General features: G+C 66.0%; 17 protein-coding genes. 6 read left to right on the top strand and 11 right to left on the bottom strand.

Annotation, left to right across the window (positions count from 1 at the left end):
* Positions 1-15 precede the first annotated feature (15 nt).
* The 3 genes from SR858_RS25895 to rarD all read right to left on the bottom strand — a co-directional run bounded on the left by SR858_RS25895 (position 16) and on the right by rarD (position 3,395).
* Positions 16-474 carry a cache domain-containing protein gene (locus SR858_RS25895; RefSeq protein WP_026637668.1) on the bottom strand — a complete coding sequence of 153 codons (459 nt, stop codon included), beginning with the start codon at positions 472-474 and terminating at the stop codon, positions 16-18.
* A gap of 246 nt (positions 475-720) precedes the next feature.
* Positions 721-2,388 carry an energy-dependent translational throttle protein EttA gene (ettA, locus tag SR858_RS25890; RefSeq protein ID WP_026637667.1) on the bottom strand — a complete coding sequence of 556 codons (1,668 nt, stop codon included), beginning with the start codon at positions 2,386-2,388 and terminating at the stop codon, positions 721-723.
* A gap of 125 nt (positions 2,389-2,513) precedes the next feature.
* Positions 2,514-3,395, bottom strand: a complete 882-nt coding sequence (rarD, locus tag SR858_RS25885; protein ID WP_019923996.1) for an EamA family transporter RarD — start codon at positions 3,393-3,395, stop codon at positions 2,514-2,516.
* Positions 3,396-3,633: 238 nt separating this feature from the next.
* Between rarD and SR858_RS25880 the strand changes: the two genes are divergently transcribed.
* Positions 3,634-5,514 (top strand): potassium transporter Kup, encoded by a 1,881-nt coding sequence (locus SR858_RS25880; protein ID WP_019923995.1) that lies wholly within the window; start codon positions 3,634-3,636, stop codon positions 5,512-5,514.
* 129 nt (positions 5,515-5,643) lie between these two features.
* Positions 5,644-6,627 carry an FKBP-type peptidyl-prolyl cis-trans isomerase gene (locus SR858_RS25875; protein WP_019923993.1) on the top strand — a complete coding sequence of 328 codons (984 nt, stop codon included), beginning with the start codon at positions 5,644-5,646 and terminating at the stop codon, positions 6,625-6,627.
* A gap of 59 nt (positions 6,628-6,686) precedes the next feature.
* On the opposite strand, the gene SR858_RS25870 is transcribed toward SR858_RS25875, so the two are convergent.
* From SR858_RS25870 to SR858_RS25855, 4 genes are read right to left on the bottom strand one after another with little or no spacing between them, the layout of a single operon-like run.
* The gene (locus tag SR858_RS25870; RefSeq protein WP_019923992.1) at positions 6,687-9,224 is read right to left on the bottom strand and encodes an ABC transporter permease; all 2,538 of its coding nucleotides are present in this window, start codon (positions 9,222-9,224) and stop codon (positions 6,687-6,689) included.
* 18 nt (positions 9,225-9,242) lie between these two features.
* Positions 9,243-11,636, bottom strand: a complete 2,394-nt coding sequence (locus tag SR858_RS25865) for an FtsX-like permease family protein (RefSeq protein WP_019923991.1) — start codon at positions 11,634-11,636, stop codon at positions 9,243-9,245.
* Positions 11,637-11,640: 4 nt separating this feature from the next.
* On the bottom strand, positions 11,641-12,321 hold the full coding sequence (locus SR858_RS25860) for an ABC transporter ATP-binding protein (protein WP_019923990.1): 681 nt from the start codon (positions 12,319-12,321) through the stop codon (positions 11,641-11,643).
* A gap of 42 nt (positions 12,322-12,363) precedes the next feature.
* Entirely contained in the window at positions 12,364-13,665 is a 1,302-nt protein-coding gene (locus SR858_RS25855) for an efflux RND transporter periplasmic adaptor subunit (RefSeq protein WP_019923989.1), read from the bottom strand.
* Positions 13,666-13,856: 191 nt separating this feature from the next.
* Between SR858_RS25855 and SR858_RS25850 the strand changes: the two genes are divergently transcribed.
* Complete coding sequence (locus SR858_RS25850; RefSeq protein WP_019923988.1) at positions 13,857-15,257, top strand: sigma-54-dependent transcriptional regulator; 1,401 nt, start codon at positions 13,857-13,859, stop codon at positions 15,255-15,257.
* On the top strand, positions 15,247-16,491 hold the full coding sequence (locus tag SR858_RS25845) for a sensor histidine kinase (RefSeq protein WP_019923987.1): 1,245 nt from the start codon (positions 15,247-15,249) through the stop codon (positions 16,489-16,491). Before SR858_RS25850 ends, SR858_RS25845 begins: the two co-directional genes overlap by 11 nt.
* On the opposite strand, the gene SR858_RS25840 is transcribed toward SR858_RS25845, so the two are convergent.
* Positions 16,488-16,958, bottom strand: coding sequence for a GNAT family N-acetyltransferase (locus tag SR858_RS25840; protein WP_019923986.1), 471 nt, complete (start codon positions 16,956-16,958; stop codon positions 16,488-16,490). The genes SR858_RS25845 and SR858_RS25840 overlap by 4 nt on opposite strands.
* 90 nt (positions 16,959-17,048) lie before the next feature.
* Positions 17,049-17,474 (bottom strand): organic hydroperoxide resistance protein, encoded by a 426-nt coding sequence (locus SR858_RS25835; protein ID WP_019923985.1) that lies wholly within the window; start codon positions 17,472-17,474, stop codon positions 17,049-17,051.
* Positions 17,475-17,722: 248 nt separating this feature from the next.
* On the opposite strand from SR858_RS25835, the gene bla reads away from it, so the two are divergent.
* Positions 17,723-18,580 (top strand): subclass B3 metallo-beta-lactamase, encoded by an 858-nt coding sequence (gene bla / locus SR858_RS25830; RefSeq protein WP_019923984.1) that lies wholly within the window; start codon positions 17,723-17,725, stop codon positions 18,578-18,580.
* 74 nt (positions 18,581-18,654) lie between these two features.
* Here bla and SR858_RS25825 read toward each other — a convergent pair whose 3' ends face one another.
* Positions 18,655-21,243, bottom strand: a complete 2,589-nt coding sequence (locus SR858_RS25825) for a TonB-dependent receptor (RefSeq protein WP_026637665.1) — start codon at positions 21,241-21,243, stop codon at positions 18,655-18,657.
* A 170-nt stretch (positions 21,244-21,413) separates the two neighbouring features.
* Here SR858_RS25825 and SR858_RS25820 point away from each other — a divergent pair, with 170 nt between their 5' ends.
* Positions 21,414-24,617, top strand: a complete 3,204-nt coding sequence (locus SR858_RS25820; RefSeq protein WP_322534132.1) for an ATP-binding protein — start codon at positions 21,414-21,416, stop codon at positions 24,615-24,617.
* On the opposite strand, the gene SR858_RS25815 is transcribed toward SR858_RS25820, so the two are convergent.
* On the bottom strand, positions 24,614-26,101 hold the full coding sequence (locus SR858_RS25815; RefSeq protein ID WP_019923981.1) for an ATP-binding protein: 1,488 nt from the start codon (positions 26,099-26,101) through the stop codon (positions 24,614-24,616). The two genes, SR858_RS25820 and SR858_RS25815, sit on opposite strands and share 4 nt — an antisense overlap.
* Positions 26,102-26,184 lie beyond the last annotated feature (83 nt).

Genomic DNA, 26,184 nt, shown 5'->3' with positions numbered 1-26,184 from the left:
CGCATGGGGAGGGAATTACAGGTAGACGCCGCCGCAGACCACGGTGTCGGTGAGCTTTTCGCAGTACATCTGCTTGGGCTCGATTTTCTTGGTTTCCGGGTTGGTGAACTTGTAGTCTTGCCAGAAGCTGTTCTTGCTTTTGGCCATGTCGATCCGTTCCTTGACGAAGGCCTTGCCGTCGATGTCCTTGAGCTCGATCAGGTTCTTGCCGACCATCTTGGCATTGCTGCCGTGTGCCAGCACCGTGCCATCGTTGCGGTACACCACGATGTACAGGTCGCGGTCGACGAACTGCGGCGTCTTGCCGGTGAAGTCGGCGTAGGCCTTGGCGTCGCCGGCGCTCTTGACGTGGGCCACGGCTTTTTTGACCATCGCTTCGGCATCGGCGCGGGTGGCGCCGCCGTCGGCCGCCCGTGAGGACGACATCAGCAATAAAAGGCAGGAAGCGGCAACGAGCAGGCGAGGCTGGACCATGATGTCTCTTTTCTTGGTGAATGCCGGCTCCTGCCAGCGACGTCTTATAGTAGCGCGGTGGAAACTTCTGTGTGTGCCCGGCGGGAGATAAGCGTGCCCGATGATGCCTTTTGGCAACGGTAGCATGGCGCTAGCCAAGGGTGGCGACTGTGTTGTGGAGGTTGAGGCGTGGCGGGGACCGGCCATGTGGCCGATCCCGGGCGGTGGCCGGCGCGGGGCGGGCCGACCGGTGCACCTTTGCAGGTATTACGTGGTAAGCGGCTTGTAGCGGATACGTTTTGGCTTGGCGCCTTCTTCGCCGAGGCGCTTTTTCTTGTCCGCTTCGTATTCCTGGTAGTTACCGTCGAAGAAGGTCACTTGCGAGTTGCCTTCGAAGGCCAGGATGTGGGTGGCGATACGGTCGAGGAACCAGCGATCGTGCGAGATCACCAGAACGGAGCCGGCGAATTCGAGCAGTGCATCTTCCAGCGCGCGCAAGGTTTCCACGTCGAGGTCGTTCGACGGTTCATCGAGCAGCAGCACGTTGCCGCCCTTGAGCAGGGTCTTGGCCAAATGCAGGCGGCCGCGTTCACCACCGGACAGGTTGCCGACGATTTTTTGCTGGTCGCCGCCCTTGAAGTTGAAACGGCCCAGGTAGGCGCGCGACGGCATTTCGAAGCGGCCCACGCTGAGGATGTCGGCGCCGCCGGACACGTCGTCAAACACGGTCTTGCTGTTGCCCAGCTCGTCACGGCTCTGGTCCACCAGCGAAATGCGCGCGGTCTGGCCGATCGCCACTTCGCCGCTGTCCGGCGTGTCGATGCCGGCGATCATCTTGAACAGGGTCGATTTACCGGCGCCGTTGGGGCCGATAATGCCGACGATGGCGCCTGGCGGCACGGTGAACGACAGGTTGTCGATCAGCAGGCGGTCGCCAAACGCTTTCGAGACATTCTTGAATTCGATCACTTCGTTACCGAGGCGCTCGGCGACCGGAATGAAGATCTCCTGGGTCTCGTTGCGCTTCTGGTATTCGTGCTCGCTCAGCTCGTTGAAGCGGGCCAGGCGGGCTTTCGACTTGGCCTGGCGTGCCTTCGGATTCTGGCGCGACCATTCGAGTTCTTTCTGCAGCGCTTTCTGGCGTGCCGATTCGGTCGATTCTTCCTGCTTCAGGCGCGCCTGTTTCTGGTCCAGCCATGACGAGTAGTTGCCTTTCCACGGGATGCCATGGCCACGGTCCAGTTCCAGGATCCATTCGGCGGCGTTGTCGAGGAAGTAGCGATCGTGGGTGATGCCGACCACGGTGCCCGGGAAGCGCAGCAGGAATTGCTCGAGCCATTCGACCGATTCGGCATCGAGGTGGTTGGTCGGTTCGTCGAGCAGCAGCATGTCGGGCTTGGACAGCAGCAGTTTGCACAGCGCCACGCGGCGCTTTTCACCACCGGACAGCACGCCGATCTTGGCATCCCATGGCGGCAGGCGCAGCGCGTCGGCGGCCATTTCCAGTTGCAGGTTCAGGTTGCCGCCGTCGGACGACGCGATGATCGCTTCCAGGCGGCCCTGTTCGGCTGCGAGGGCGTCAAAGTCGGCGTCTTCTTCGGCATAGGCTGCGTACACGGCGTCGAGTTTGGCTTGCGCTTCGAACACTTCGCCGAGGCCCGATTCCACTTCCTGGCGCACGGTTTTTTCCGGGTCGAGTTGCGGTTCCTGCGGCAGGTAGCCGATGTTCAGGCCCGGCATCGGCCGCGCTTCGCCCTGGATGTCGGTATCGATGCCTGCCATAATTTTGAGCAAGGTCGATTTACCGGAGCCGTTCAGGCCCAGTACGCCGATTTTTGCGCCCGGGAAGAAGGAGAGCGAAATGTCCTTGAGGATCTGGCGTTTCGGCGGGACAATTTTGCCCACGCGGTTCATGGTATAGACGTAATTTGCCATTGAGTGTCTCGGTGATATGAATCGGTAAAAAGCGCGGTAAAAAGCGCAGTAAAAAAGCGCGGTGAAAATCCGGGGAAGGACGACAGGATACGACAAATCCCCTGTTACGCCCACTCTTGCGTCCACTATTTAGGGCTGTTACGCCGGCTGACCCATAGCCCTTCGGCCACGTACAGCGCCAGCGCGGTCCAGATAATCGCAAAGCCGATCAGCCGCTCCTGCGGGAACGCTTCGTGAAAGACCCACACGCCAAGCAGCGCCTGCAAGCTCGGCGACAGGTATTGCAGCAGGCCCAGCGCCGACATGGAAATCTTGCGCGCGCCGGCCGCGAACAACAGCAGCGGGATCGCGGTAATCGGACCGGCCGCCGCCAGCAGCCAGCGCGTGGCGCCGGTGTCGGTGTTCACAAAAGTGTTTTGGCCGTGTACGGTCAGCCAGGCCACGTAGCCCAGCGCCAGCGGGAACAGCAGCATGGTTTCCAGCGACAGCCCTTCGAGCGCAGCCAGCGCTGCGGTCTTGCGCAGCAAACCGTAGCAGGCGAACGAGATGCCTAAAATCAGGGCAATCCACGGCAATTCACCGGCCGACCAGGTCAGCCAGGCCACGCCGCACGCGGCCAGGCCGATGGCCAGCCACTGGCCCCGGCGCAGGGTTTCTTTCAATACCAGCATGCCCAGCATCACATTGATCAGCGGATTGATGAAGTAGCCGAGGCTGGCGTCGAGCACGTGGCCGTTGTTGACCGACCAGATATACACGAACCAGTTCGACGACAGCAGCAGTGCGCTGGCAACAAAGGCGCCCAGCACGCGCGGCTGGCGCACCACTTGCGGCAACCATTTCCACTGCTGGCGCACGGTCAGCACAATGGCCAGGAATAGCAGCGACCACAGCATGCGGTGGCCGAGGATTTCCAGCGGCGGCACTGCGCGGATGGCGTGGAAATACAGCGGAAAAATTCCCCAGAGAATAAAGGCGGAGGCGGCGTAGAGAATTCCTGGGTTCATGGTGCAAGGCGGCGAAACTTGTGGTCGGTCTGACATTATGACCTATCCGGGCGTTGCTTGCTGGCCTCAACTGCCTAACACACTGCAAGGCGGACGCACACGCGGCCCCCGGCGGCGTACACTGGCGATATTGACGAATTGGAACGAACCCGATGCCATCCTCCATGCCAAAATCTCCTTGCGTTTTGACGGACCTTGACCTACTGTGCAATGCACCAAAACAACAACAGGTGCAATCTTGACCGAGCAACACAAGAAAAGCAGCGTTGCCGCGCTGACCATGGCCGCCATCGGCATCGTCTACGGCGACATCGGTACCAGCCCTCTCTACACCCTCAAGACCATTTTCGATCCCGACCACGGCCTGGTCCTCAATGAGGCCAACCTGCAGGGCATCATTTCCCTGATTTTCTGGGGCCTGACGATGATCGTCTCGCTCAAGTACGTCACCCTGGTGCTGCGCGCCGACAACCGTGGCGAGGGCGGCATCATGGCGCTGATGGCGCTGGCGCTCAACTCCGTCAACAAGGCTGCGCCGCGCTGGCATTACCCGCTGCTGGTGCTGGGCGTGATCGGCGCCACCATGTTCTATGGCGACAGCGTAATCACCCCGGCCATCTCGGTGCTGGGCGCAATCGAGGGCCTGGAAGTGGCCGCACCGGGGCTGGAACAGTACATCGTGCCGCTCACCATCATCGTGCTGGTGTCGCTGTACTCGGTGCAGCACCTGGGTACGGCCGGCATCGGCCGCTGGTTCGGCCCGATCATGCTGCTGTGGTTTGCCGCGCTGGCGGTAATGGGCGTGATCAACATCGTGGCCGCGCCGCAGATCCTGTACGCGCTCAACCCGGTCAACGCCTTCCACTTCATGCTGGAAAACCGCATGATCGCCTTTGTCGCGCTGGGCGCCGTGGTGCTGGCGTTTACCGGCGCCGAGGCGCTGTACGCCGACATGGGCCACTTCGGCAAGAAGCCGATCCGCATGGCCTGGTTCCTGATCGTGTTCCCGGCCCTGGCGCTCAATTACCTGGGCCAGGGCGCGCTGCTGCTCACCCACCCGGAAGCGGTGTCGAATCCGTTCTTCAACCAGCTCGGCGCCTGGAGCGTGTACCCGCTGGTCATGCTGTCCACGGCAGCGGCGGTGATCGCCTCCCAGGCCACCATTTCCGGCACCTTCTCGATGACCAAGCAGGCCATCGCGCTCGGTTTGCTGCCGCGCATGCGCATCAACCACACGTCCGCTACCGAGATCGGCCAGATCTATATTCCGGCGGTGAACTGGCTGCAGCTGGTGGTGGTATTGATGGCGGTCGTCGGTTTCGGTTCGTCCGACAAGCTCGCCGGCGCCTACGGCATTGCGGTGACCGCCACCATGCTGGCCACCACCGTGCTGACGTTCTTCGTGATCCGCTACCGCTGGCACCTGCCGCTGTGGGTATGCCTGCTGTCCACCGGCTTTTTCATCACCATCGACATCCTGCTGTTCTCGGCCAGCACGCTCAAGCTGCTGCATGGCGGCTGGTTCCCGCTGCTGCTGGCCATCGTGCTGTTTACCGTGATGATGACCTGGAAGCGCGGGCGCGAACTGGTGTTCTCGAACCTGCAAAAACATGCGATTCCGCTCGAGGAATTCATGGACTCGCTGTTCGTGGCGCCGCCCACCCGGGTATACGGCACCGCGATCTTCCTGCGTGGCGAGAGCGACGGCGTGCCGCATGCGCTGCTGCACAACCTGTCGCACAACAAGGTGCTGCACGAGCGGGTGGTGTTCTTCACGGTCCACATCGTCGAGGAACCGTATGTATCGGTGGATGAGCAAGTAAAGGTGACCGACCTGGGCCACCAGTGCTACCAGGTCAACGTGTATTACGGCTTCAAGGACGAACCGGACGTGCCGAAAGTGCTGCAGCAGTGCGAATGCCTGGGCCTGCCGTTCGAAATGATGGAAACTTCGTTCTTCATCGCCCGCCAGACCGTGATCTCGGCGCCGGACAAGGGCATGGCGCCGTGGCGCGAACACCTGTTCGTCACCATGTCGCGCAACGCGCGCGGCGCGGCCGACTACTACCAGATTCCACCCAACCGGGTGATCGAACTGGGCACGCAGGTGGAAATCTAGGCAGGCGCGCCCGCAAAAATATGTAACCGAATGTTGTGGCCCGGGCACTGGGTGCCCGGTCTGCTACACTTCTGCTCCTGAAAAGCTGCAAAGCTGCCAAGGAATACGAACTTATCCTCAAAGGTCATCATGAAATCGATGTTGAAATTCATTGCCGTCGCAGTGATCGGCGCGGCAACGCTGTCCGCCTGTGGCGGTCATTACAAACCACCCGAAGCCGTGGTGGTGGTGCAGCCGGAGTACAAGCAGACCGATACCGTGGTGGGCACGGGTATCGCTGCTTCGGCAGGCGTGACCAAAACCTATATTGCCCCGGACAATCCCAACATCACCATTCCGTACCCGTCGGGCAGCCAGCTGGTGACCGTTAATTTTACCGGCTACCTGTACGACGGTACCAAGGCCGATGGCAAAGGCGCGCTGTTCGAAACCTCCACGCCCGGCGAATCGACCAGCGTGATCCAGCCATTTACGGTTGGCGTGGGCAGGCCGATTGCGAATTCCACCAGTCTGATCGGCCTCGACCAGGCCTTGCTGGGTGTGAAAGTAGGTAACGACCCCCAGGTGCCAATGAAAGTAGGCGGCAAGCGCACCGTGGTGCTACCTGCCAACTTGGCCTACGGCCCTAATTCACTGCCTGCCAGGACTCTTGCCAATGGCAAATCGTTCGCTGCGCTGCCGGCCAATTCGCCGATGGTCTACGACATCGAACTGGTGGCCATCACCGTGCTGCCCGATATCGTGCCAACGTTGCCATCGGTCGTCACCGACACGGCAGCACCTACGGCAGGTACCGGCGCCGTGGCAGCAGTCGGCAAGACTGCCGTCGTGCGTTACACGCTGTACGCGTTTGACGGCACGGTCGCCGATCGTCGTGGCAAGGTAATTGAAACCAATACCACTGCGGCGGCGGGGTTTGAGTTTGTTGTGGTTGCGGATGGAACCAATGCGTCGGTTATCATCGGTTTCAACCAGGCGGTCAGGGGCATGCTGGTCGGGGGACGGCGCACCGTCTTCATCCCATCGGCGCTGGGCTACGGCGCAGCGGGCGGCGGAACGATTGCTCCAAATACGCCGCTGGTGTACGACCTGTTCCTTGAAAACGTGAAGTAACCAGTTTCACCGGGAAAAAACGGCGGCAGCGATGCCGCCGTTTTTTTGCGCACTCGATATCAATCGCGCAGCGCCTGCACCGGCGGCATACGCATCGCCACCAGCGTGTGGCGGGCCGCCGCCAGCGCCACCACCAGCAGTGCCAGCGCCAGGGCCGCCAGCGGCGCCCAGCGGCCCCACGGCGCATGCACCACGAACGGCGCCAGGTAGCGTTCCACGCCCAGTATCGCCAGCGGTAGTCCGAGCAGCGCGGCGGCGCCGGTCAGCAGCAAAAACTCCCTGGCAACCAGTACCGCAATCGCCGCCCGGCCGGCGCCGTGCAGCTTGCGCAGCACGATCTCGCGCCCGCGCCGCTGCACGCTGGCGGCCGCCATCGCATACACCCCGAACGCCGCCAGCGCCAGCACCATCGCGGTTGCCCAGCCCAGCGTGCGCCCCACCCGTTCATCGGCGGCATAGGCTTCGGCCGCGTAGCTGCCGGCGCGGCGCACCACGGTCGGCGCGGTCGGCACATAGCGGGCAGCGGTGGCGGCAATCGATGCTTGCGCGGCCGCCACTGTGGCCTGGTCGCTGCGGCCTGCCAGGCGCACCGTCAGCAGATTGCTGTCGCGCGCCAGCTCGTACAGGATAGCCCGCGCTGGCGCGCGCAAGGACTCCCAGCGGATATCGGGCGCCACGCCGACGATGCGGTACGGGGTGCCGACAATCCGCTGGCCGGTCGCCTGCGCGGCGGATTGCCAGCCCAGTGCGCGCACTGCGGCGGCGTTGAGCACTACCGGCCGCTCTTGCCCGATACTTTGCTCGGCACCTTGCCCGCCATTCTGCCCGTTCGGTTGACCGGCGGCGTGCTTGGGCGCGTGCTCGATTGGCTTTCCGGCGCCCGGGCCGCCAGTGCGCTCCAGGCGCGGATCGAACAGACGGCCCGCCACCGGCGCCAGGCCATACACATCGAAGAAACCGGCGCCGACGGCGTACACGGTGAGCGAGGCGCTGCTGCCATCGAGCCGCTGCACCGCCACGCTGCCCAGGGTGCCGGTGCCGTCGTCGCGGCCCGGCACGGAACGGCTGTCGGCCACGCCTGCCACGCCGGGCAGCCGGGCCAGCGCATCGCGCAGCGCCGCTACCGGGATGGTGTCATCGCCGCGCGGCAGCTCGACCACCAGCAGCGGCGCCGCATCGAAGCCGGCCGGCGCGGTCGCTGCAAAGCGGGTTTGCCACAGGATCGCCAGCGCCACCGCGCCCATGGCCATGGCCGCACCGAACTGCAACGCCGCCAGCACGCGCCGCAACCACGCGCCACCGGCCGTCTCGCCGCTGCGATGCGATAGCACCCGGGTGAGATCGACGCCGCGCGCCAGCCAGCCCGGATAGACGCCCGCTGCCGCGCCCAGCACGGCGCCCCCCAGCAGCGCCAGCGCCACGCTAGCCGGCGTGAACAGGCCCACCAGCGGCCACGCCAGCAGGTCGGACGCCACCGGCGCCAGCAACCAGGCCAGCACCACCCCGGCAGCGGCAGCAGCGATGGACAGCAGCACCGACTCGATCATGAACTGCGTGAGCAGCTGGCCGGTGGTGGCGCCCAGCACGCGCCGCATGGCGATCTCGCGCTGGCGGCGCACCACGCGCATGGCGGCCAGGTTGACGTAGTTGAGCGCGGCGAGCAGCAAAATCACCACGCCGGCGCCGGCCATCGCCAGCACCAGGCGGCGATCACCGCGCGGACCAGTGCCCATGGTGCCGGCCACGCTGCGGTCGAAATACGCCTCGCTCAAAGGCCCCAGGGCGATATCGACCATCTTGCGCTGTCCCAGCGCCGCCTTCATCTCGGGCGTAGCGATGTCGCCCCAGGGCGCGTGGTCGATCACATCCTGCAGCACCTGTTGCAGCGCGGCTGGCTGCACCCCGGGACCGGTCCTGACGTAGATGCGGCCGCCGATACCCATCCAGTTGGCCAGCGCCTGGCGCCGTTCGGGCTCGGGCCACAGCGCGGTGTCCACCCCGGCCAGGATGCCGAACTGGATGGTGCTGTTGGCGGGACGGTCGGCCAGTACCGCGCGCACCTGCACCGTCTGGCCGTTGATCTCGACCGTGCGGCCCAGCGCGGTGGTGCTGCCATCACCGAACAACTGGCGCGCCGCCTGGCGCGTGACGGCCAGGCCGTCGGGGCGCGTGAGCGCCTGCTGCAAGTCGCCTTCCAGCGCGCGCAGACCGGCAATGCGCGCAAAGGCGGGATCGACCAGCGTGATCTCCACCGCGCGCGGCAACCCTTGCAGGCGCGCGGTGGCCTGGCGCGGCCACCAGGCGCTGACGTCGAGCGGCAAGCTGCTCCGCAGCGCCACTTCGCGCAGCGCGAACGGCGTGTACTCCATCCACTGTGGCTGCGGAATAAAATTGAGCCGGTGCTTGACCAGGTACACCTGCTCGCGGGCGGGCACGTCGCGGTCGTAAGTGAACGCGTAGCGCGCATAGCCGAGCAGCAGGAAGCACACGGCAAAGCCGGCGGCCAGCCCCAGCAACTCGATGCCCGATTGCAGTGGCTGGCGCGCCAGCAGGCGCAGGCCGATGCGCCAATGGCGCGCCAGATTGAAGAAGTTCATCGTCTCTCCTCGATGGGTTCAATCGCGCAGCGCCGCCACGGGCGCCATGCGCAGTGCGACCAGGGTGTGACGGCTGGTGGCCAGCAGCGCCACCAGCAGTGCCAGCGCCAGCGCGGCGGCCAGCGTCCAGGCGCCGATCGGCGCCCGCTCGGTGTAGGCGGCCAGGTAACGCTGTATCGATAGTGCTGCCAGCGGCAGTCCCACCAGCGCGCCGGCGCCCACCAGCAGCGAAAATTCACGGCCCAGCATCACGGCGATGTCGCGGCGGCGGGCGCCATACAGCTTGCGCAGCACGATCTGGCGCCGGTGCCGCTGCACGCTGTAGGCCGACAGCACATAGATGCCGAAAGCGGCCAGTATCAGCGCCACCGCGCTGGTGTAGCCCAGCAGCCGCGCCACGCGGGCGTCGTCGGCATAGCGGTCGGCCAGCACGGTCTCCTGGCGCTGCAGGTCCATGATCTGGTTCGGAAAATGCCGCCGCCACAGCAATGCCACCTGGTCGTAGGCGACAGCAAAGCTGTCGCTGCTGCGGATGGCCAGCGTACGGCCCGGGCGCAGGCGGTAGATGATGGCGCCCGCTGGCGCCCGCAAGTCCTGGAAGCGCACCTCGGGGCTGATGCCGAGGATATGCTCACCGCGCGGCAGGTTCCTGCCCACGGCCTGTTCGGGCGTGGCATAGCCCAGCGCCAGGGCAGCAGCGGCATTGAGTACGACATCGTCCGACGGGGAAGGGGTGCTTGATGCCGCCCGCTGCGGATCGAACAGCTGGCCGTGCAGCGCTGCCAGTCCGTGCAACGCAAACCAGTTCGGGCTGATGAATTTACCTTCCACGCGGATGTCGCGGCCATCCGGCGCGACCATCATGGTGACCAGCTTCATGCGGTCACGCCCCACCGCTTCGGAAATCGTGGCTACGCCGTCGATGCCCGGCACGCGTGCCAGTTGTTCAATCAGGCTCCTGGCCGCCGGCGTATCCGAGTTTTCCGGCAGCGCCAGTACCAGCAACTGGCGCGGATCGAAGCCGGGCAAGGCGCGGCTGGCATACCAGGTTTGCCAGCCCACCGCCAGCGCGGTGGCGCCAATGGCCATGGCGCTGGCAAATTGCAGTACTGTGAGCAGGCGCCGCACCCACAGGCCGCCGATGGTTTCGCTGTTGCCGCGTCCCGCCAGCGCGGGACCGGGCAGCGCGCTCTGTGCCAGCCACGCCGGATAGGCGCCGGCCAGCACGCCAACGACCGCGCCGCCGGACAGCGCGAGCAGGCAGTTCGCGGACGTGAACACCCCTTCCAGGCGGCGGTTCACCAGGTCGGAAAACATGGGCAGCAGCAGCCACGCCAGCAGCAGGCCGGCGCTGGCGGCCAGCAGGGCAGTCAGCACCGCTTCGCTGAGGAACTGGCGGATCAATTGCGGCGTCCTGGCACCGAGCAGCTTGCGTATGCCGATTTCGCGCTGGCGACGCAGGGTGCGCACGGTGGCCAGGTTGACGTAGTTGATGGAGGCGAGCAGCAAAATCAGCAGACCGCCGGCGGCCATGCCGGCCACGGTACTGTGCTGGCCATAACGCGCGCCGGTGCGGCTGGCGGCCAGGTCCGGATCGAAGTACATATCGCGCACCGGCAGCACCCTGATATCGCTCACCTTCATGCCATTGAGGGCTTTGCCCACGGCGCTGTTCCGGATACGCACGGTGGGTGGCGCCACGTCGGTGGCTTGCTGCAGCATGGCAGCCAGTTGCGCACTCGATACGCCGGGCGCCAGCTTCAGGTACAGCGGCGCGCGGCCCCAATCGCTGACGGCGGTGGTGCGCTCGGCCCAGGCGCTGCTGCCGCTGCCCACCAGCGCCTCGTAGGTGACGCTGGCGTTGGCCGGTGGGTCGGGCAGGATGGCCCGCACCAGCAGTGCGGCGTCGGCGGCGCACACCGTGCGTCCCAGCGCCGGGCCGGCGCCGAACAGCCTGGCCGCGCCAGCGCGGGTGAGCGCCAGGCCGTCGGGCCGGCCCAGCGCCGCCGCCAGGTCGCCTTCCAGCGCGCGCACGCCGAACATGGCGCCGAACGCCGGATCGACCACCACCAGTGGCAGCGCCTGCAGGTCGGCGTCGGCGCGCAGCGGCACATCGAGGGGCAGGGCGATGGTGGCCGCTTGCGCCAGGCCGCTGGTGATGGCCAGGTCGCGCAGCGGCACATACGCAATCAGCTGCCAGTCGGGGCGGGGGAACCCGTTGATACGCTGCTTGACCACCACGACGCGGTCGTGATCAGGCACCGCGCTGTTGTAGTTGAGGCAGTAGGCGACATACCCGAACAAAAGGAAGCAGGCCGCAAAGCCCACGGCCAGGCCGCCGATCACCACCAGCGAATAAACCGGCTGCTGCACCAGCAGGCGCCAGCCGATGCGAAAGTCGCGCAGGTTCATGGGCTTATGCCGCCTGCAGCGCGTCGACCACCACCCGGCCATCGAGCAAATTGAGCGTGCGCGACGCCTGCGCCGCATGGTCGGGGGAGTGGGTGACCATCACCACCGTGGTGCCTTCAGCGTTGATCTGGCGTAGCAGGCGCATGACTTCCTCGCCGTGGGCGGAATCGAGGTTGCCGGTCGGTTCATCGGCCAGCAGCACGGCGGGGCCGGCCACCAGTGCGCGCGCGATCGCCACCCGTTGCTGCTGGCCGCCCGACAGCTGCGACGGCCGGTGCGCGGCGCGGTGGCCCACGCCCAGTTTATCGAGCATGGCGGCCACGCGCGCACGCCGTTCGCGCGCCGGCGTGCCGTTGTATTCGAGCGCCAGTTCCACGTTCTCGAACACGGTCAGTTCTTCGATCAGGTTAAAACTCTGGAAGATGAAGCCGATGCGCCCGCGCCGCAGCGTATTGAGCTGCGATTCGCTCCAGCCAGCGACGTTACGGCCTTCGAACCAGTACTCGCCCTGGGTCGGCACATCGAGCAGGCCAAGGATGCCCAGCATGGTGGACTTGCCGCAGCCCGAGGGCCCGGTGATGGCCACGTATTCGCCGGCCTCGATATGCAGGTCGATGCGGTCGAGCGCCGTGGTTTGCACTTCTCCTGCCTGGTGGATCTTGCTGACGCCGACGAGTTTGAGCATAGCGATTGCCTTTCTGGTTGATGAGGGAATTTACTGCAGTTTTCAGCGCGCGAGTTGCAGCCGTGGTGAATTTCCGTAAGCCGCGTAGCTGGACAGGATCACGCGGTCCCCGGCTTGCAGCCCTGCCAGCACTTCGAGCTGGGCGTTGTTGCGGCGGCCCACGCGCACGGCGCGCCGTTCGGCGCCACCGCCAGCGGCGTCCAGCACATACACCCAGGCGCCGCCGCTGTCGTTGATGAAGGCGCCGTTGGGCAACAGCAGCGCCGGCGCCGGCTCGCCCAGCGTGATGCGCGCATCGAGGCTCTGGCCCGGGTTGAGCACCGGCGGCTGCTCCCTGGTGAACACCAGGTCGACGATGAAGCGGCCGTCCTTGATTTGCGGGTAGATGGCGCGGATATCGGCCGGGTAGTCGCGGCCGTCCTGGGTCACGGCGCCGTGGCGGCCCACGGCCATGCGATTGAGGTAGTACTCGTCCACGCTGGCGGCAAGCTTGAAGCGCGCCGGATCGTCGATGCGGCCGATGTTCTTGCCGGTGGCGACCGATTCGCCCACCTGCAATCGAAAATTGGTGAGCCGCCCGGCCACCGGCGCGCGTACGGCCAGCGCATCGACCGTACCCGCCACCAGCTTCAAACCCGAGTCCAGTCCGCCGATGGCGCTTTCCAGTTGCTGGGCGGCGGCGTTGCGCACCTGCGCTTCGGTGGCGGTGGCCCGTTCCTGCTGTGCCAGCAGGTGCTGCTGCTGGCGCAATGCATCGTGCGATTCCTCGAGCGCCACATTGGAGATAAAACCCTGCGCGGCCAGGCGCACATTGCGGTCGTGGCGCTTTTGCGCCTGCTCCAGGTTGAAGCGCAGGTCGTCGAGTCGACGCCGGTGGTCGCTGGCGCTGGCTTCCTGCGCCACGCGCAAATTGGAGAGATTGAAGATGCTCACCGCATGTTCGGACTGGCGTGCCAGCAGTTCCAGGTGGCGCTGCGGATTCGAGATGCGGAACAGCAGCTCGCCCTGTTTTACCAGCGCGCCATCGACCGCCAGCACTTCCTCCACGCGGCCCGATTCCACCGCGTCGAGGATCACCGAATGCAGCGGCTCGGCACTGGCGCGCACGACGATGTCGTCGATAAACACGCCGCGCGTTACCTGGCCGATGCGCAGGTCGGTCCCATCGACACGCAGGCCGCGCGGCAGCATCGACCACAGCGCATAGGCAGCCATCAGCATGGTCAGCGCGAGCGCGATGCCGAGGGCAATGCGGCGCCCGCGCCGGCGCGGGACGATGGTGTCCATGGCCGCACCGCTGGCGGGCAAGGTGGTGGGGGCGGGTGAATTTTTTTTGCTGTGCATGGCGGACGTACAGCAAAGCGTGTGCCATGCACAGCAAGCCAGCAATCATGCGGGTTGCGCCGGTGTGGCGGGAACAGGTGTCCGGTATCGAACACCGCCCGCTGTTCGCAGATGGACAGTGGCGGTGGCGGCATCCGCCAACCGGCGCCGCGGCCGTCCCCGCACGGCTGGCGCGCTGCTAGAATGACCGCATGCCTGCCCACATCCTGATCCTCGACGACGACCCCGATGTCGCCACTGCCGCCCGCCTGCTGCTGCGCCGCCGCCATGGCGCCGTGGCCTCGCTCGGCGATCCGTCCGGGCTGCCGGCCTTGCTGGCCCAGGGCGTACCGGACGTGGTGCTGCTTGATTTGAATTTTACGCCCGGCTGCATCGACGGCGCCGAGGGACTGGCGTTGCTCGACCTGCTGCGCGCGCAACCGAAGCCGCCGGCGGTCATTGCCATGACCGCCTATGCCGGCGTGCCGCTGGCGGTAGCAGCGCTGCAGCGCGGCGCGGTGGATTTCATCACCAAGCCATGGGACAACGAGCGCCTGGTCGCCACGGTGGACCAGGCACTGGCCCGCCGCGCTGCGGTACGGGCGCCGACGGCAGCCACCGAGCTGATGGGCGAGTCGAACGCGATGCGCGAACTGAACGCGCTGATCGCCAGCGTGGCGCCCACCGAAGCGAACGTGATGGTGCTCGGTGAAAACGGCGTCGGCAAGGAACTGGTGGCGCGCGCGATCCACGCCCAGTCGCGCCGCGCCGCCGGCACGCTGCTGGCGGTGGACATGGGCGCGCTGCCCGAATCGACGTTCGAAAGCGAGTTGTTCGGCCATCGCAAGGGCGCCTTTACCGACGCGCGCGCAGACCGCGCCGGGCGCTTCCAGGCCGCGCGCGGCGGCTCGCTGTTCCTCGACGAGATCGGCAACATGCCATTGGCCGCCCAGGCCAAGCTGTTGACGGCGCTGGAGCGGCGCGAAGTCACGCCAATCGGCGCCGACAAACCCGAGGCGATCGACGTGCGCATCATCAGCGCCACCAATCTCGACGAGGCGCGGCTGTTCGACCCGGCCGTGTTCCGGCCCGACCTGCTGTTCCGTCTCAATACCATTGTATTGCGGGTGCCGCCGCTGCGCGCGCGGCGCGGCGATATCGCACTGCTGCTGGCGCATTATTTGCGGGTGTACGAAGCGCAGTACGGACGTCCCGCGCGCACGGTGGCTGGCGCCGCGCTCGACAGCCTGGTGCGCCACGACTGGCCCGGCAATGTGCGCGCGCTGCGCCATGCGTGCGAACGGGCGGTGATCCTGGGGCAGGGCGCGCAGTACGGGCTGGCCGATTTCGCGCTGGGCGGCCCGGCGCTGCCGGCTGCCACCATGACGCCAGCCGCCAGCAACGGCAGCACGAACGCTGAGGCGAACGCCAGCACGTTCGCGCCCGCGTTCGCCCCATCCTGCACAGATCATGATGGCACGCTGGATGCGCTCGAACGCCACGCCATTGCCAGCACGCTGGCCCGGTTTAATGGCAATATCAGCCACGCCGCCAGGACGCTGGGCATCAGCCGCGCCGCGTTGTACCGCAAGCTGGGCAAGCATGGCATCTGAACGCCGGCAGAAGCTGGGTGTGGCGGCAAGCGTGGCAGCGCTGCTGGCGCTGGCCGTGGCGGCCGACGCGCTCACACCCGAGCCGCGCCGCATCGTGCTGTGCGCGCTGCTCGGCCTGATGCCGGCCGCGCTGCTATGGCGCTGCGTGCAGGCGCTGGGCCGCCGGCCGCCGCGCATGGAGGCCGCCGGTGGTTGCGCTGCGCCTCCCAGGGACCGCGACGATCAGTTGCCGGCGCTGCTGGCGCTGGAAGCGCGCCTCGAACATGCACCGATCGCGCTGTTCCGCCTCGACCACGCCAGCGGCGCCGGCACGCTGGCGCCGCTCAACGGCAGTGCGCGCCGCCTGCTGGCGCCGGGCCGCGCCAGCGCACCAGCGGCGCTGCGCGAGCTGCTGGCGGCGCAGCCGGTGGGACAGCGCCAATTGGTCAGCTTCGACACCGAGCGCGGCGCCGAGCGCGCGCTGGTGGCTGTCTCCGCGCTGGCGCTGCACGGCGCGCCGCAGCGGCTGGTGGCGCTGATGCCGGTGGAAAGCGAACTGGAAGCGGAAGCGCTGAACGCCTGGCGCGAGCTGGTACAGGTGCTCACCCACGAAATCATGAATTCGCTGACGCCGGTGGCTTCGCTGTCGCGCACCGCGTGCGGCTTGCTCGACGACGCGGCAGCCACGCTGCCCGCCGATATCCACGCCGACCTCGATACCGCACTCGATGCGATTGCGCGCCGCGCCGCCAGCCTGGTCGATTTCGTGGCCAGTTATCGCAGCCTGTCCACGGTGCCGGCAGCGCAACCGCAACGGGTGGCGCTGGCAGCGCAGTTCGCGCGGCTGGCGGCGCTGGTGACGCCTGGCTGGCAGGCCATGGGCGGGCAGGTGGTGTTTGCGGTGGAACCGGCGTCGCTGGAAGCGGTAATCGATGCGGGCCAGCTGGAACAGGCGCTGATCAACCTGCTGAAAAATTCAGCCGAGGCGGCAGCCGCGGCGGGCGTGGCGCAGCCGCAGGCCACTGTCACGGCGCGCCTGAGCCGGGGCGGGCGGCTGCGCATCGAGGTGGCCGACAATGGCCCCGGCGTGCCGGCAGCGCTGGCCGCGCACATCTTCACGCCGTTTTTCTCAACCAGGAAGCAGGGCCGTGGCATCGGCCTGGCCATGGTGCGGCACCTGGTGCACGCCAACGGCGGCACGGTGCGCTATGCGCGGCCGGTCGGCGCCGGCGCGCGTTTCATGCTGACGTTTTAGGAAGTGAGGGAAGCAGGGCGCAGCATGTCGATGTGCATGATGCCGTCCTCGTCGTACGGTTCGGTCACGGTGACAAAACCAAAGCCGCCATAGAATTTTTCCAGGTGTGCCTGGGCGCCGATGCGGCAGGCGTGGCGCGGGTACAGCGCATCGACCAGCGGCATGGCGTGATCGAGCAGGGCGCGGCCGATGCCGGTACCGCGCGCAGCCTGCGTGGTGAGCACGCGGCCGATCGACATCTCGTCGTATTTGAGCCCTGGCGGCAGCACCCGCAAGCTTGCCTGCAACACGCGCTGGCCATCGACCTCGCGCCACGCCATCAGGTGGTGGCAGTGGGGATCGAGACCGTCGATGTCGGGATACAGGCAGGTTTGTTCGAGGATGAACACCTGCTGGCGCTGGCGCAGCACCTCGTACCAGTCGCGCGCGGGGATGTCGTCAAAGGGTAACCATTGCCACTCAATCATGTGCGTCCCGGAAGTATGCGAAACGATAATTGTATGTGAAAAAAGCCGGCATCCTTGCGAATGCCGGCTTTTGCGTTACTGCGGCTGAGCTTAAACGATGGTCAGCGTGACGTCGATGTTGCCACGGGTGGCGTTCGAGTAAGGGCACACGATGTGGGCAGCGTCCACCAGTTTCTGCGCGGTGTCGCGGTCCAGGCCTGGCAGCGAGATTTTCAGTTCCACTTCGATGCCGAAGCCGGTCGGAATGGCGCCGATGCCCACGGTGCCTTCGATCGACACGTCGGCCGGTACGGCGATCTTGTCGCGGCCGCCGACGAATTTCATCGCGCCCAGGAAGCAGGCCGAGTAGCCGGCTGCGAACAGTTGCTCAGGGTTGGTGCCCGCGTTACCTGCGCCGCCCAGTTCTTTCGGGGTGGTCAGTTTGACGTCCAGCACGTTATCCGACGAGACGGCTTTGCCTTCACGGCCGCCGGTAGCGGTGGCGGTTGCGCGGTAGAGAACTTTTTCGATCGACATGATGTATTCCTTTCAGAGACTACGGTGAATGAGGGAACAACTTTTCAATTTTAATGCGTTGTTTCACTTTGGCGCTGCGTCTTTATATTTGCGTAGCGCCCATGAACACCACTATACATAGTGTGCGATTTAATCGCAAGCGATATTTGTAAGAAGTTGTGACAGCTTAGCAATCGACCGAAGCTTGACGTTTATGTGACATATGTCGCACAATGGTGTCATTCGTCGCATACATTCCGGGAGATTCCATGAAACGCCTGTTGCTCACCCTGCTGGCAGCGCTGCCAGCCCTGTCCGTCTGCGCCGCCGACTGGGACGGCCCGCAAGAGCCGTTCGCCCTGTTCGGCAACACGTATTGCGTGGGCACCGAGGGCCTCAGTTCCGTGCTGATCACGTCGAAGCAGGGACATATCCTGATCGACGGCGCCGGCCCGAAGGCCCCGGCAGCCATCGCCGCGCACATACGCCAGTTGGGCTTCAAGCTCGAGGACATTAAAATCATCCTCAACTCGCACGAGCATTTCGACCATGCGGGCGGCATCGCCGAGTTGCAGAAAATGACCGGCGCCGCCGTGCTGGCCAGCGTGCACGGTGCAGCCATGCTGCGCACCGGCAGCAAGAGCCGGGGCGACCCGCAATACGCGATGCTCACCACGCCGCTGGCGGCGGTGGCCAACACCCGCGCCGTGCGCGATGGCGAGGTAGTCAGGGTGGGCCCGCTGGCCGTTACCGCCCACTACACGCCCGGCCACACCCAGGGCGGCACCAGCTGGACCTGGCAGTCCACGGAGGGCGGCAAGACTGCCGCCATGGTATATGCCGACAGCCTCTCCGCGATCAGCGACGGCAAGTTCCGCTACAGCGGCGACCCGCTGTATCCGACCGCGCTGGCGGACGTGAAAAAATCGATCGCCACGGTGGCGGGATTCGATTGCGACATCCTGGTGTCCGCCCACCCGGAGGCCAGCAACCTGTGGCAGCGCAAGGCACGCCAGCCGGCCGAAGGCAATACCGCCTTCATCGACCGCCAGGCCTGCCGCGACTACGCGGCCAAGGGCCAGCATCGATTGGAGCAAACGCTGGCCGCTGAAGTCAATGGAAAGTAGGGCTCACGCGGACGACTGCCAGCGTGGTGCGCTGGCGTCGCCAATGCGGGCAAGCCCCGCATGGCGGTGCGGGCTCAGAACTTGTGCGACAGCTTGAGCGCAGCAAAGCGCCCGCGCGGGTCGGCCTGGGTGTAGTCGAAGAATGCCGTGGACGAATCCCACGACGGCCGCTTGTCGGTCAGGTTCGACACCACCAGTCCCACCGACGTTTGCGGCGTCACCCGCCACGCCAGGTTCAGGTCCAGCGTGCCGATCGGCGCCACGGTGTCGCCCTTGCGCGTGGTTTGTTCGTAGCCGTCGGTGTAGTTCCAGGTCACGGTGTTCGACCACTGGCCGATGTCCCAGGTGGCCGCCGTCACGCCGCGCCATTTCGGTATCGAGCCGAAGTAGTTGGTGCCGGCGCCGTCGGTCAGCCTGGCGCCGGTGGACAGCGGCGCTTCGAATTTCAATACCCGGCTCAACTGGCCGTTGATGGTGAGATTGCCCCAGCCGCCACCGATGAATGTATAACGGGCGTCGAGGTCGAGGCCCGACACGTGGCGCTCGCCCTGGTTCGCATACTGGCGGTACAGGGTCAAAATGCGGCCATCGACGCCGCGCACGATGTTTTGCGGCGCGGTGGCTTCGTTGGCGATGATGGTGTCGGCGGTTTCGGTGCCGATCACGTCTTTCTGGCGGATCCGGTAGTAATCGAGCCCGATGCTGCTGTTCTTGGTCGGTGCGATCACTACGCCCAGGTTCAGGTTGTTCGACCGCTCGGGACTCAGATCGGTGTTGGCGCGCGTGATGTTGGTGATGCCGCGTGCCTGGGTGGGCGAGACCGGGTCGCGCGGATCGAGCACGCTGGCGTAACTGACCGCCGTACTGTTGGTGCTTTCCGGCAGCGACGGCGCCCGGAAGCCACGCGAGGCCGTACCGCGCAGCAGCAGCCAGTTGAACGGCTCGTAGCGCAGGCTCACCTTGGGCGAGAACGAACTGCCGAAATCGTCGTAGCGGTCGGCGCGGCCGGCCAGGTTCAGGTTCAGGTCTTGACGCAGCGGCACGTTAAACTCGGCAAACAGCGCCGAGACGTCGCGTTGGCCCTTGATGATATTGATCGCCGGGCGCAGCTCGGTGCCGCTCAACACGGCGGTGGACGTGTTGGAATCCATTTCCTCGCGCCGCCACTGAGCGCCGAATGCGAAGCCCACCGTGCCGGCGGGCAGCGCGAACAGATCGCGCGAGGCTGAGAAGTCCACCGTGGTCAGTGTCGATTCCGCCGGGCGCAGGGTGGACAGGCGCAGGGCCTGGCGCACCGCTTCGCTGTTGGCCGACTGGTTGGCGAAGTTGTAGCTGCCACTGGCCAGCACGTCCTGGAACACGTAGCGATTGACGAAGTTATCCACCGTCTCCTTGAGCTTGCTGCCCGAACGGCCGATCGATGCGTCGTAGGTCCAGCCTGCGGCCGTGCCTTTGATGCCGGTGAGCGCGCGGTAAAAGTCCACCCGGCCCACCTTCATGCGCGGACCGAGGTCGAACAGGGTGGCGTTGATGGCCACCGGCGTGGCGCCCGGATTGTTCGGGTGTCCCACCGGCAGCGTGACGGCGATGTCGTCGAGCGACTGGGTGGCGTTGTTCCACGCGCGCAGGCCGGTGCCCACCGTGAGCGGCGCGCTGAAGGTTTGCGCGGCGCTCGAATAACCGTACAGCAGGTCGGCGTAAACGTCGGTATCGGCGTCGAGCCGCACGGTGCCCAGCAGCGCCGTGTGCACGCGTTTCACGCCCGGGATCAGGGTTTTATATTGAGCCGGGTTATACGCCAGCACGGTGCCGGCCTTGCCCGGGGTGATGGCGTCGTAGGGCACCAGTTGCAGCGGACCCTGGGCGCTGCCGAGCAGCCGGGTAGGGTCGGTACCGTAGTAATTGGTGGGCACCCACGCCAGCGTGCCATTCTTGTAGTTGCGGAAGTCGCTGCCGGCCATCCAGGCCACATCGCTTTGCTGGAGCTTGTCGCGTTCCATCGCGTCGGCCGACAGCACCACGCTGTAGCCGTCGCGATCGAGATCGCCGAAACCGGTTTTCAGCGCCACGCTTTTTTCGGTCTGGCCCGTGCCTTCGGTGGAGCTGCCCGCCTGCGCCTTGATCTCGGTGCCGGTGAACTGCTGGTACAGGATGATGTTGACCACGCCCGCCACCGCGTCCGAGCCGTACACCGACGAGGCGCCGTCCTTGAGGATCTCGATGCGCTGCACCGCCTCCATCGGCAGGCTGTTGAGATCGACAAAGGTCTCTTGCAGGTTTTGCGCGGTGGCGAAACTGGCCACGCGTTTGCCGTTCACCAGGATCAGCGTGTTCTTCTGGCCCAGGCCGCGCAGCGACAGGCCGGCCGTGCCGGCCGAGAAGCTGCCCGTGTACTGCTCGTTATAGCTGTTGCCGCTGTTGGCGGAAATCGCGCGCAGCACGTCGGCCACGGCGGTCTTGCCGGTGGCGGCCAGGTCCTTGGCGGTGAGCACCTGGACCGCGCTGGCGCCTTCCTTCTGTGTCACACGCAAATTCGAGCCGGTGACGGTCACGCGGGCCATGTCAGAGGGTGCATCGGTCTGGGCGCTGGCCAGCAGCGGCAGGGCGGCAGCCACCGCCAGGGTCAGGCGCAGCGGGGTCAGGGGCAAGCGGGAAGAAAACATGGCAGCAATCATGGCAAGTCGATAATCTGTGCACTATAAAGGTGCAAGCAAGGCGAAAGGAACGAATGATTTGTGCCGTGGTTATCTGTTTTTTGCATGTTGCCCGTGCCATCCGCGCCACAGGCCGTGTGTTAGACTTTTCTCCCAAGACATTCACACCGGTGATCCCCATGAGTTTGCGCGACAGCCGCCGCCTGCCCGGCCTCAGCACCCTGCTGACGATCGTGATCGCGGCCGCCACGCTGCTGGTCACGGGCCTGATGGTGTGGATCGTGGGCGGCATCGCCACCACCGACATCAAGCGCACGGTCGGCGAGATCCTGGCCGAGCGGGCCCGCACGGCGGCCGATATGATCGACGACAACATGGCCACGCGCTATCTGGAAGTGCGCCAGCTGGCCGAGCGCATCGACCGCGACTCCGCCTATGCCGGCCGCGCCACCGCCGCCCGCCGCGAGCTGCTCGAACAGGTGCAGAGCTCCGCCCCGCAGTACGCGTGGATCGGCCTGGCCGGTGCCGATGGCAAGGTCGTGGCCAGCACCGGCGGCCTGCTCGAAGGCGTGGACGTCTCGAAGCGGCCGTGGTTCAGCGACGCCGTCAAGGGCATCTTCGTCCACGATGTCCACGACGCCAAGCTGCTGGCCAAGCATTTGCCGCTCGACCGCGGCAATCCGCAGCGCTTCGTCGATCTGGCTTTTCCGGTGCGCCTGGCCACGCCCGGTGGTGTAGCGCCCGGCGTGCTGGGCGCGCACCTGAGCTGGGGCTGGATCGGCCAGCTGGGGCGCATGTTCAACGCGCCGGTGGCCGACCGTCCGGTGGAGATCATGGTGCTGGCGGCCGACGGCACCGTGCTGATGGGACCCGACGACGCGGTCGGCAACCGGCTCGAACGGCTGGCGCCCGGCGCGCCGGCAGCGTCGCCGGTGGCCACCGAGCTGCAATGGGTCGATGGCAGGCGCTATATCACGGCGCGCTATGCCACCCACGGCAAGGGCGACTACCCGGGCCTGGGCTGGACCGTGCTGGCGCGCCAGCAGGCCGATAGCGCGTACGCCCACGTGGTCAATATGCAGCGCCGCATCTACCAGAGCGGTATCGTGCTCACGCTGCTGTTTTCGGTGGGCGGCTGGCTGCTGGCGCGCAAACTGACCGCGCCGCTCCTGGCCGCAGCCGAGGCGGCAGCGGCCATCGGCGCCAGTACCGACCAGGATGACACCAATGGCGCCACGCTGTCGGTGCGCGGCGGCTTTTACGAAGTGCACACGCTCACCGGCGCGTTCGATGCGCTGCTGGCGCGCCTCGCGCAAAAGCGCGACGAACTCAATACCCTCAACGCCGCGCTCGAACACAAGGTGGCGCAGCGTACCGAGGCGCTCGAAGCGTCGCTGGCCGCCAAGTCGCGCAGCGAGGAGCAGGAGCGCGCGGCGCAGCGCAAGGCCCACGACAGCGAAAAATTCCTGCGCACCATCGCCAACAACAGTCCGGCGCTGATCGCGTATGTCGATCGCGACCATGTCTATCGCTTTGCCAACCACGCCCACCAGCGCATCCTGGGCATTGCTCCGGACGCCATGATCGGGCATCACATGGCTGCAGTGCTGGGCGACGACGTGTACGGTGTGCTGCGCGGCCGCATCGCGCGCGTGCTCGATGGCGCCACCGTGCATTTCGAGGAAGCGTTCGACCGCCCCGGCTGGCCGCAGCACTTCATGACCGATTTCATTCCCGACGCCGATGGCGATGGCCCGGTGCGCGGCTTTCACATCCTGGTCACCGACATCACCGCGCGCAAGCAGATCGAGATCACCCAGGCGGCCAACGAAAAACTGGCCGAAGCTGCCAACCGCGCCAAGAGCGAATTCGTCGCCAACATGAGCCACGAGATCCGCACGCCGATGAACGCAGTACTGGGCGCCTCGCATTTGCTCGGCAATACCCGCCTGACCGGCGAGCAGCGCGGCTACCTGGAACTGATCGAATCGTGCGGCCGTTCGCTGCTGCACATCATCAACGACATCCTCGACTTTTCCAAGATCGAAGCGGGCAAAATCCAGATCGAGCACGAAGCGTTCGACACCCACGGCCTGATCGAGGCGGCCGAAGCGGCCATGCTGTCCTCGGGCCGCAAGCCCGGGGTGGAGCTGGCCATCGTGGTGCCGGCCGACTTCCCGGAACGGCTCGTCGGCGACGCCATGCGCATGCGCCAGATCATCACCAACCTGGTCAACAACGCCCTGAAATTCACCGCTGCCGGCGAAGTGGTGGTAAGCCTGGCGCTGCATGGCGACGAGCTGGCGATCACCGTGCGCGACACCGGCATCGGCATGTCGGCGGACCAGCAGCAGCGCCTGTTCCAGCCGTTCGAGCAGGCCGACATGTCCACCTCGCGCAAGTACGGCGGCACCGGCCTGGGACTGACCATTTCGCGCAAGCTGGTGGCGCTGATGAAGGGCAACATTGCGGTCACCAGCGCGACCGGCGCCGGCGCCGAGTTTACGGTCACGCTGCCGGTGGCCCTGGCGCCGAGTCCCGGCCCGGGGCCGGAGCCCGAACCGCTGCTGCCAGCAGTGGCCGCCGGCCCGCTGCTGTTCATCGACGCCCACCTGGCATCGCTCAAGGCGTTGCTGCAGAACGCCGCGTTTTACGGGCTGCCGGCGCACAGCGCCAATACCGTCGATGAAGCCATCGCCTGGCTGCACCAGCAGGCCGAAGACGGTGCGCACAGCGGCGTGGCGCTGGTCAGCGCGGGCCTGTACGCGGCCGCGCCCGAACGCCTGCGGGCGGCGGCGCGCGCGGCCGGCATGCAGCTGGTGCTGATGCATGCGCCGGCCGGACCGGCGTTCGACGATGCCCTGTTCGACGGCGCGGTGGCCAAGCCGGTCACGCGCCGCGCCTTGCTGCGGCTGCTGGCGCAACTGGCCGATCCCGGCCAGCGTGATGGCCCCGGCGAACCGATCGCCGAGGCCCCGCAGCACCAGGCCAGGCCGCTGGCGGGCCGGCGCCTGCTGCTGGTGGAGGACAACCCGATCAACCAGCTGGTCGCTTCGCGCCTGCTGGAACTGGCGGGCGCCACACCAACGGTGGCGGAAAACGGCCGCGATGCGCTGGAACTGCTGGCCATGGCGCAGGCGCCGTTCGACATCATCCTGATGGACGTGCAAATGCCGGTGATGGACGGCTACGAGGCCACGCGCCTGCTGCGCGAACGCGGCGTGTGCACGCCGATCCTGGCCATGAGCGCGGGCGTCACCCAGGCCGAGCGCGGCGAATGCCTGGCGGCCGGCATGGATGGTTTCATTTCAAAGCCGGTCGATGCCGACGAGATGATCGCCACCATTGTCGCGTGGCTGGACCCAGGGGAGGGAAGTCGCTAAGCGCTGATCAGCTTGAGTTTGCGGATCACGTCCGACAGCCGGTACGGTTTGCCGATCAGCTGGAACTGGTCGAGGTCGGGGTGGTCCTGCTGCAGCGCCGACGTGACATAGCCCGAGGCCAGGATCACCTTGAGCGCTGGCAGGTAGCTCACCGCGCTCTTGGCCAGCTCGATGCCGCTCATGCCGGGCATGACCACGTCGCTGAACAGGATCGAAATGTCGGGATGGCGGCGCAAGGTGTCGAGCGCCTCCTGGCCGTTGTTGGCCGCCAGCACCTGGTAGCCCAGGCTAGAGAACAGGTGGCTGGCCATGTCCAGCACGTCCGGCTGGTCGTCCACGATCAGCACTTTTTCCACCGCTTCGTCGCCGTCCGCGTCCTGCGGCGCATAGGCGAGCGCCGGGAAGCGCAGCGTGATGCAGGCGCCCGCGCCCGGGGTGGAGGTAATCGCCAGGCTGCCGCCGGCTTGCTGCATCAACCCGTACACCTGCGACAGGCCCAGGCCGGAACCTTGGCCCACTTGCTTGGTGGTGAAGAACGGCTCCACCGCGCGCTGCGCCACGGCTTCGGTCATGCCGGCGCCGGTGTCGCGCACGGACACCACCACGCTGGCGCCATCGACTGCTGTCGTGAGCGTGATCGTGCCGTTCGCATCGATGGCGTCGCGCGCGTTGACCACCAGGTTCAATAGCGCCGACTCGAACTGCGTCAGGTCGGTCATCACGTCGGGCAGGATGGAGGCAAGTTGCATCTCGAGCCGGATCGAGCTGCGGATCGCGCGCCGCAGCACCGCCTCGAAGCTGTTGATGGCGCGGTTGAGATTGACCCGTTCCGGTTTCAACGGCTGCTGGCGCGCAAACGCCAGCAGTTGCTGGGTGAGGCTGGCGCCGCGCTTGGCGGCGCGTTCCATGCTGTCGATGGTCTTGTTCTGCGCCTGCCGGTCGTTGACCACGCGCAGCAGGTCGAGGCCATTGGTGATCACGTTGAGCAGGTTGTTGAAGTCGTGGGCGATGCCGCCCGTGAGCTTGCCGATGGCTTCCAGCTTTTGCGACTGGAACAGCGCCTCCTTGGCCTGCGCCAGGCTTTCGTCGGCGCGCCGGCGCTCGGTGACGTCGCGCGTGATCTTGGCAAAGCCGATCAGGGCGCCGTCGCTGGCGCGCACCGGATCGATCACCACGCTGGCCCAGAAACGCGTGCCGTCCTTGCGCACGCGCCAGCCCTCGTCCTCGAAACGCGCCTGCGCGGCCTGGTGCAGCACCTGCGCCGGGCGTCCGGCGGCGCGGTCTTCTGCCGTGTAAAAACACGAAAAATGGCGGCCGACGATTTCCGTCTCCGAATACCCCTTGAAGCGCTGGGCGCCGGCATTCCAGCTGCAGACGATGCCATCGGGCGAGAGCATATAGATGGCGTAATCGCTGACGCTGGAGATGAACAGCTTGAACTGTTCAGCCTCGGCAGTGATGGGGAGTGGGAGCGCAGTTGTCATAACCAACAGTATATTTTTTTTACAGTCCGCACGGGTGACATTATCTCGGTGTAATTGATAATGATTCCTATTACCTATAGAAT

Origin of the sequence: Duganella zoogloeoides (assembly GCF_034479515.1) — a bacterium.
GTDB lineage: Bacteria > Pseudomonadota > Gammaproteobacteria > Burkholderiales > Burkholderiaceae_D > Rugamonas > Rugamonas zoogloeoides.
Note: the sequence above shows the minus strand (reverse complement) of the source record. Positions and strands in the feature narration are given on the sequence as shown.

Excerpts from the sequence above, each read along its gene's own strand:
- SR858_RS25835 (WP_019923985.1), bottom strand. The coding sequence starts at position 17,474 with ATGTCGATCGAAAAAGTTCTCTACCGCGCAACCGCCACCGCTACCGGC.
- bla (WP_019923984.1), top strand. The coding sequence starts at position 17,723 with ATGAAACGCCTGTTGCTCACCCTGCTGGCAGCGCTGCCAGCCCTGTCC.
- SR858_RS25870 (WP_019923992.1), bottom strand. The coding sequence starts at position 9,224 with ATGAACTTCTTCAATCTGGCGCGCCATTGGCGCATCGGCCTGCGCCTG.
- SR858_RS25825 (WP_026637665.1), bottom strand. The coding sequence starts at position 21,243 with ATGTTTTCTTCCCGCTTGCCCCTGACCCCGCTGCGCCTGACCCTGGCG.
- SR858_RS25815 (WP_019923981.1), bottom strand. The coding sequence starts at position 26,101 with ATGACAACTGCGCTCCCACTCCCCATCACTGCCGAGGCTGAACAGTTC.
- SR858_RS25875 (WP_019923993.1), top strand. The coding sequence starts at position 5,644 with ATGAAATCGATGTTGAAATTCATTGCCGTCGCAGTGATCGGCGCGGCA.
- ettA (WP_026637667.1), bottom strand. The coding sequence starts at position 2,388 with ATGGCAAATTACGTCTATACCATGAACCGCGTGGGCAAAATTGTCCCG.
- SR858_RS25840 (WP_019923986.1), bottom strand. The coding sequence starts at position 16,958 with ATGATTGAGTGGCAATGGTTACCCTTTGACGACATCCCCGCGCGCGAC.
- SR858_RS25850 (WP_019923988.1), top strand. The coding sequence starts at position 13,857 with ATGCCTGCCCACATCCTGATCCTCGACGACGACCCCGATGTCGCCACT.
- SR858_RS25865 (WP_019923991.1), bottom strand. The coding sequence starts at position 11,636 with ATGAACCTGCGCGACTTTCGCATCGGCTGGCGCCTGCTGGTGCAGCAG.
- SR858_RS25860 (WP_019923990.1), bottom strand. The coding sequence starts at position 12,321 with ATGCTCAAACTCGTCGGCGTCAGCAAGATCCACCAGGCAGGAGAAGTG.
- SR858_RS25895 (WP_026637668.1), bottom strand. The coding sequence starts at position 474 with ATGGTCCAGCCTCGCCTGCTCGTTGCCGCTTCCTGCCTTTTATTGCTG.
- SR858_RS25820 (WP_322534132.1), top strand. The coding sequence starts at position 21,414 with ATGAGTTTGCGCGACAGCCGCCGCCTGCCCGGCCTCAGCACCCTGCTG.
- SR858_RS25855 (WP_019923989.1), bottom strand. The coding sequence starts at position 13,665 with ATGCACAGCAAAAAAAATTCACCCGCCCCCACCACCTTGCCCGCCAGC.
- rarD (WP_019923996.1), bottom strand. The coding sequence starts at position 3,395 with ATGAACCCAGGAATTCTCTACGCCGCCTCCGCCTTTATTCTCTGGGGA.
- SR858_RS25845 (WP_019923987.1), top strand. The coding sequence starts at position 15,247 with ATGGCATCTGAACGCCGGCAGAAGCTGGGTGTGGCGGCAAGCGTGGCA.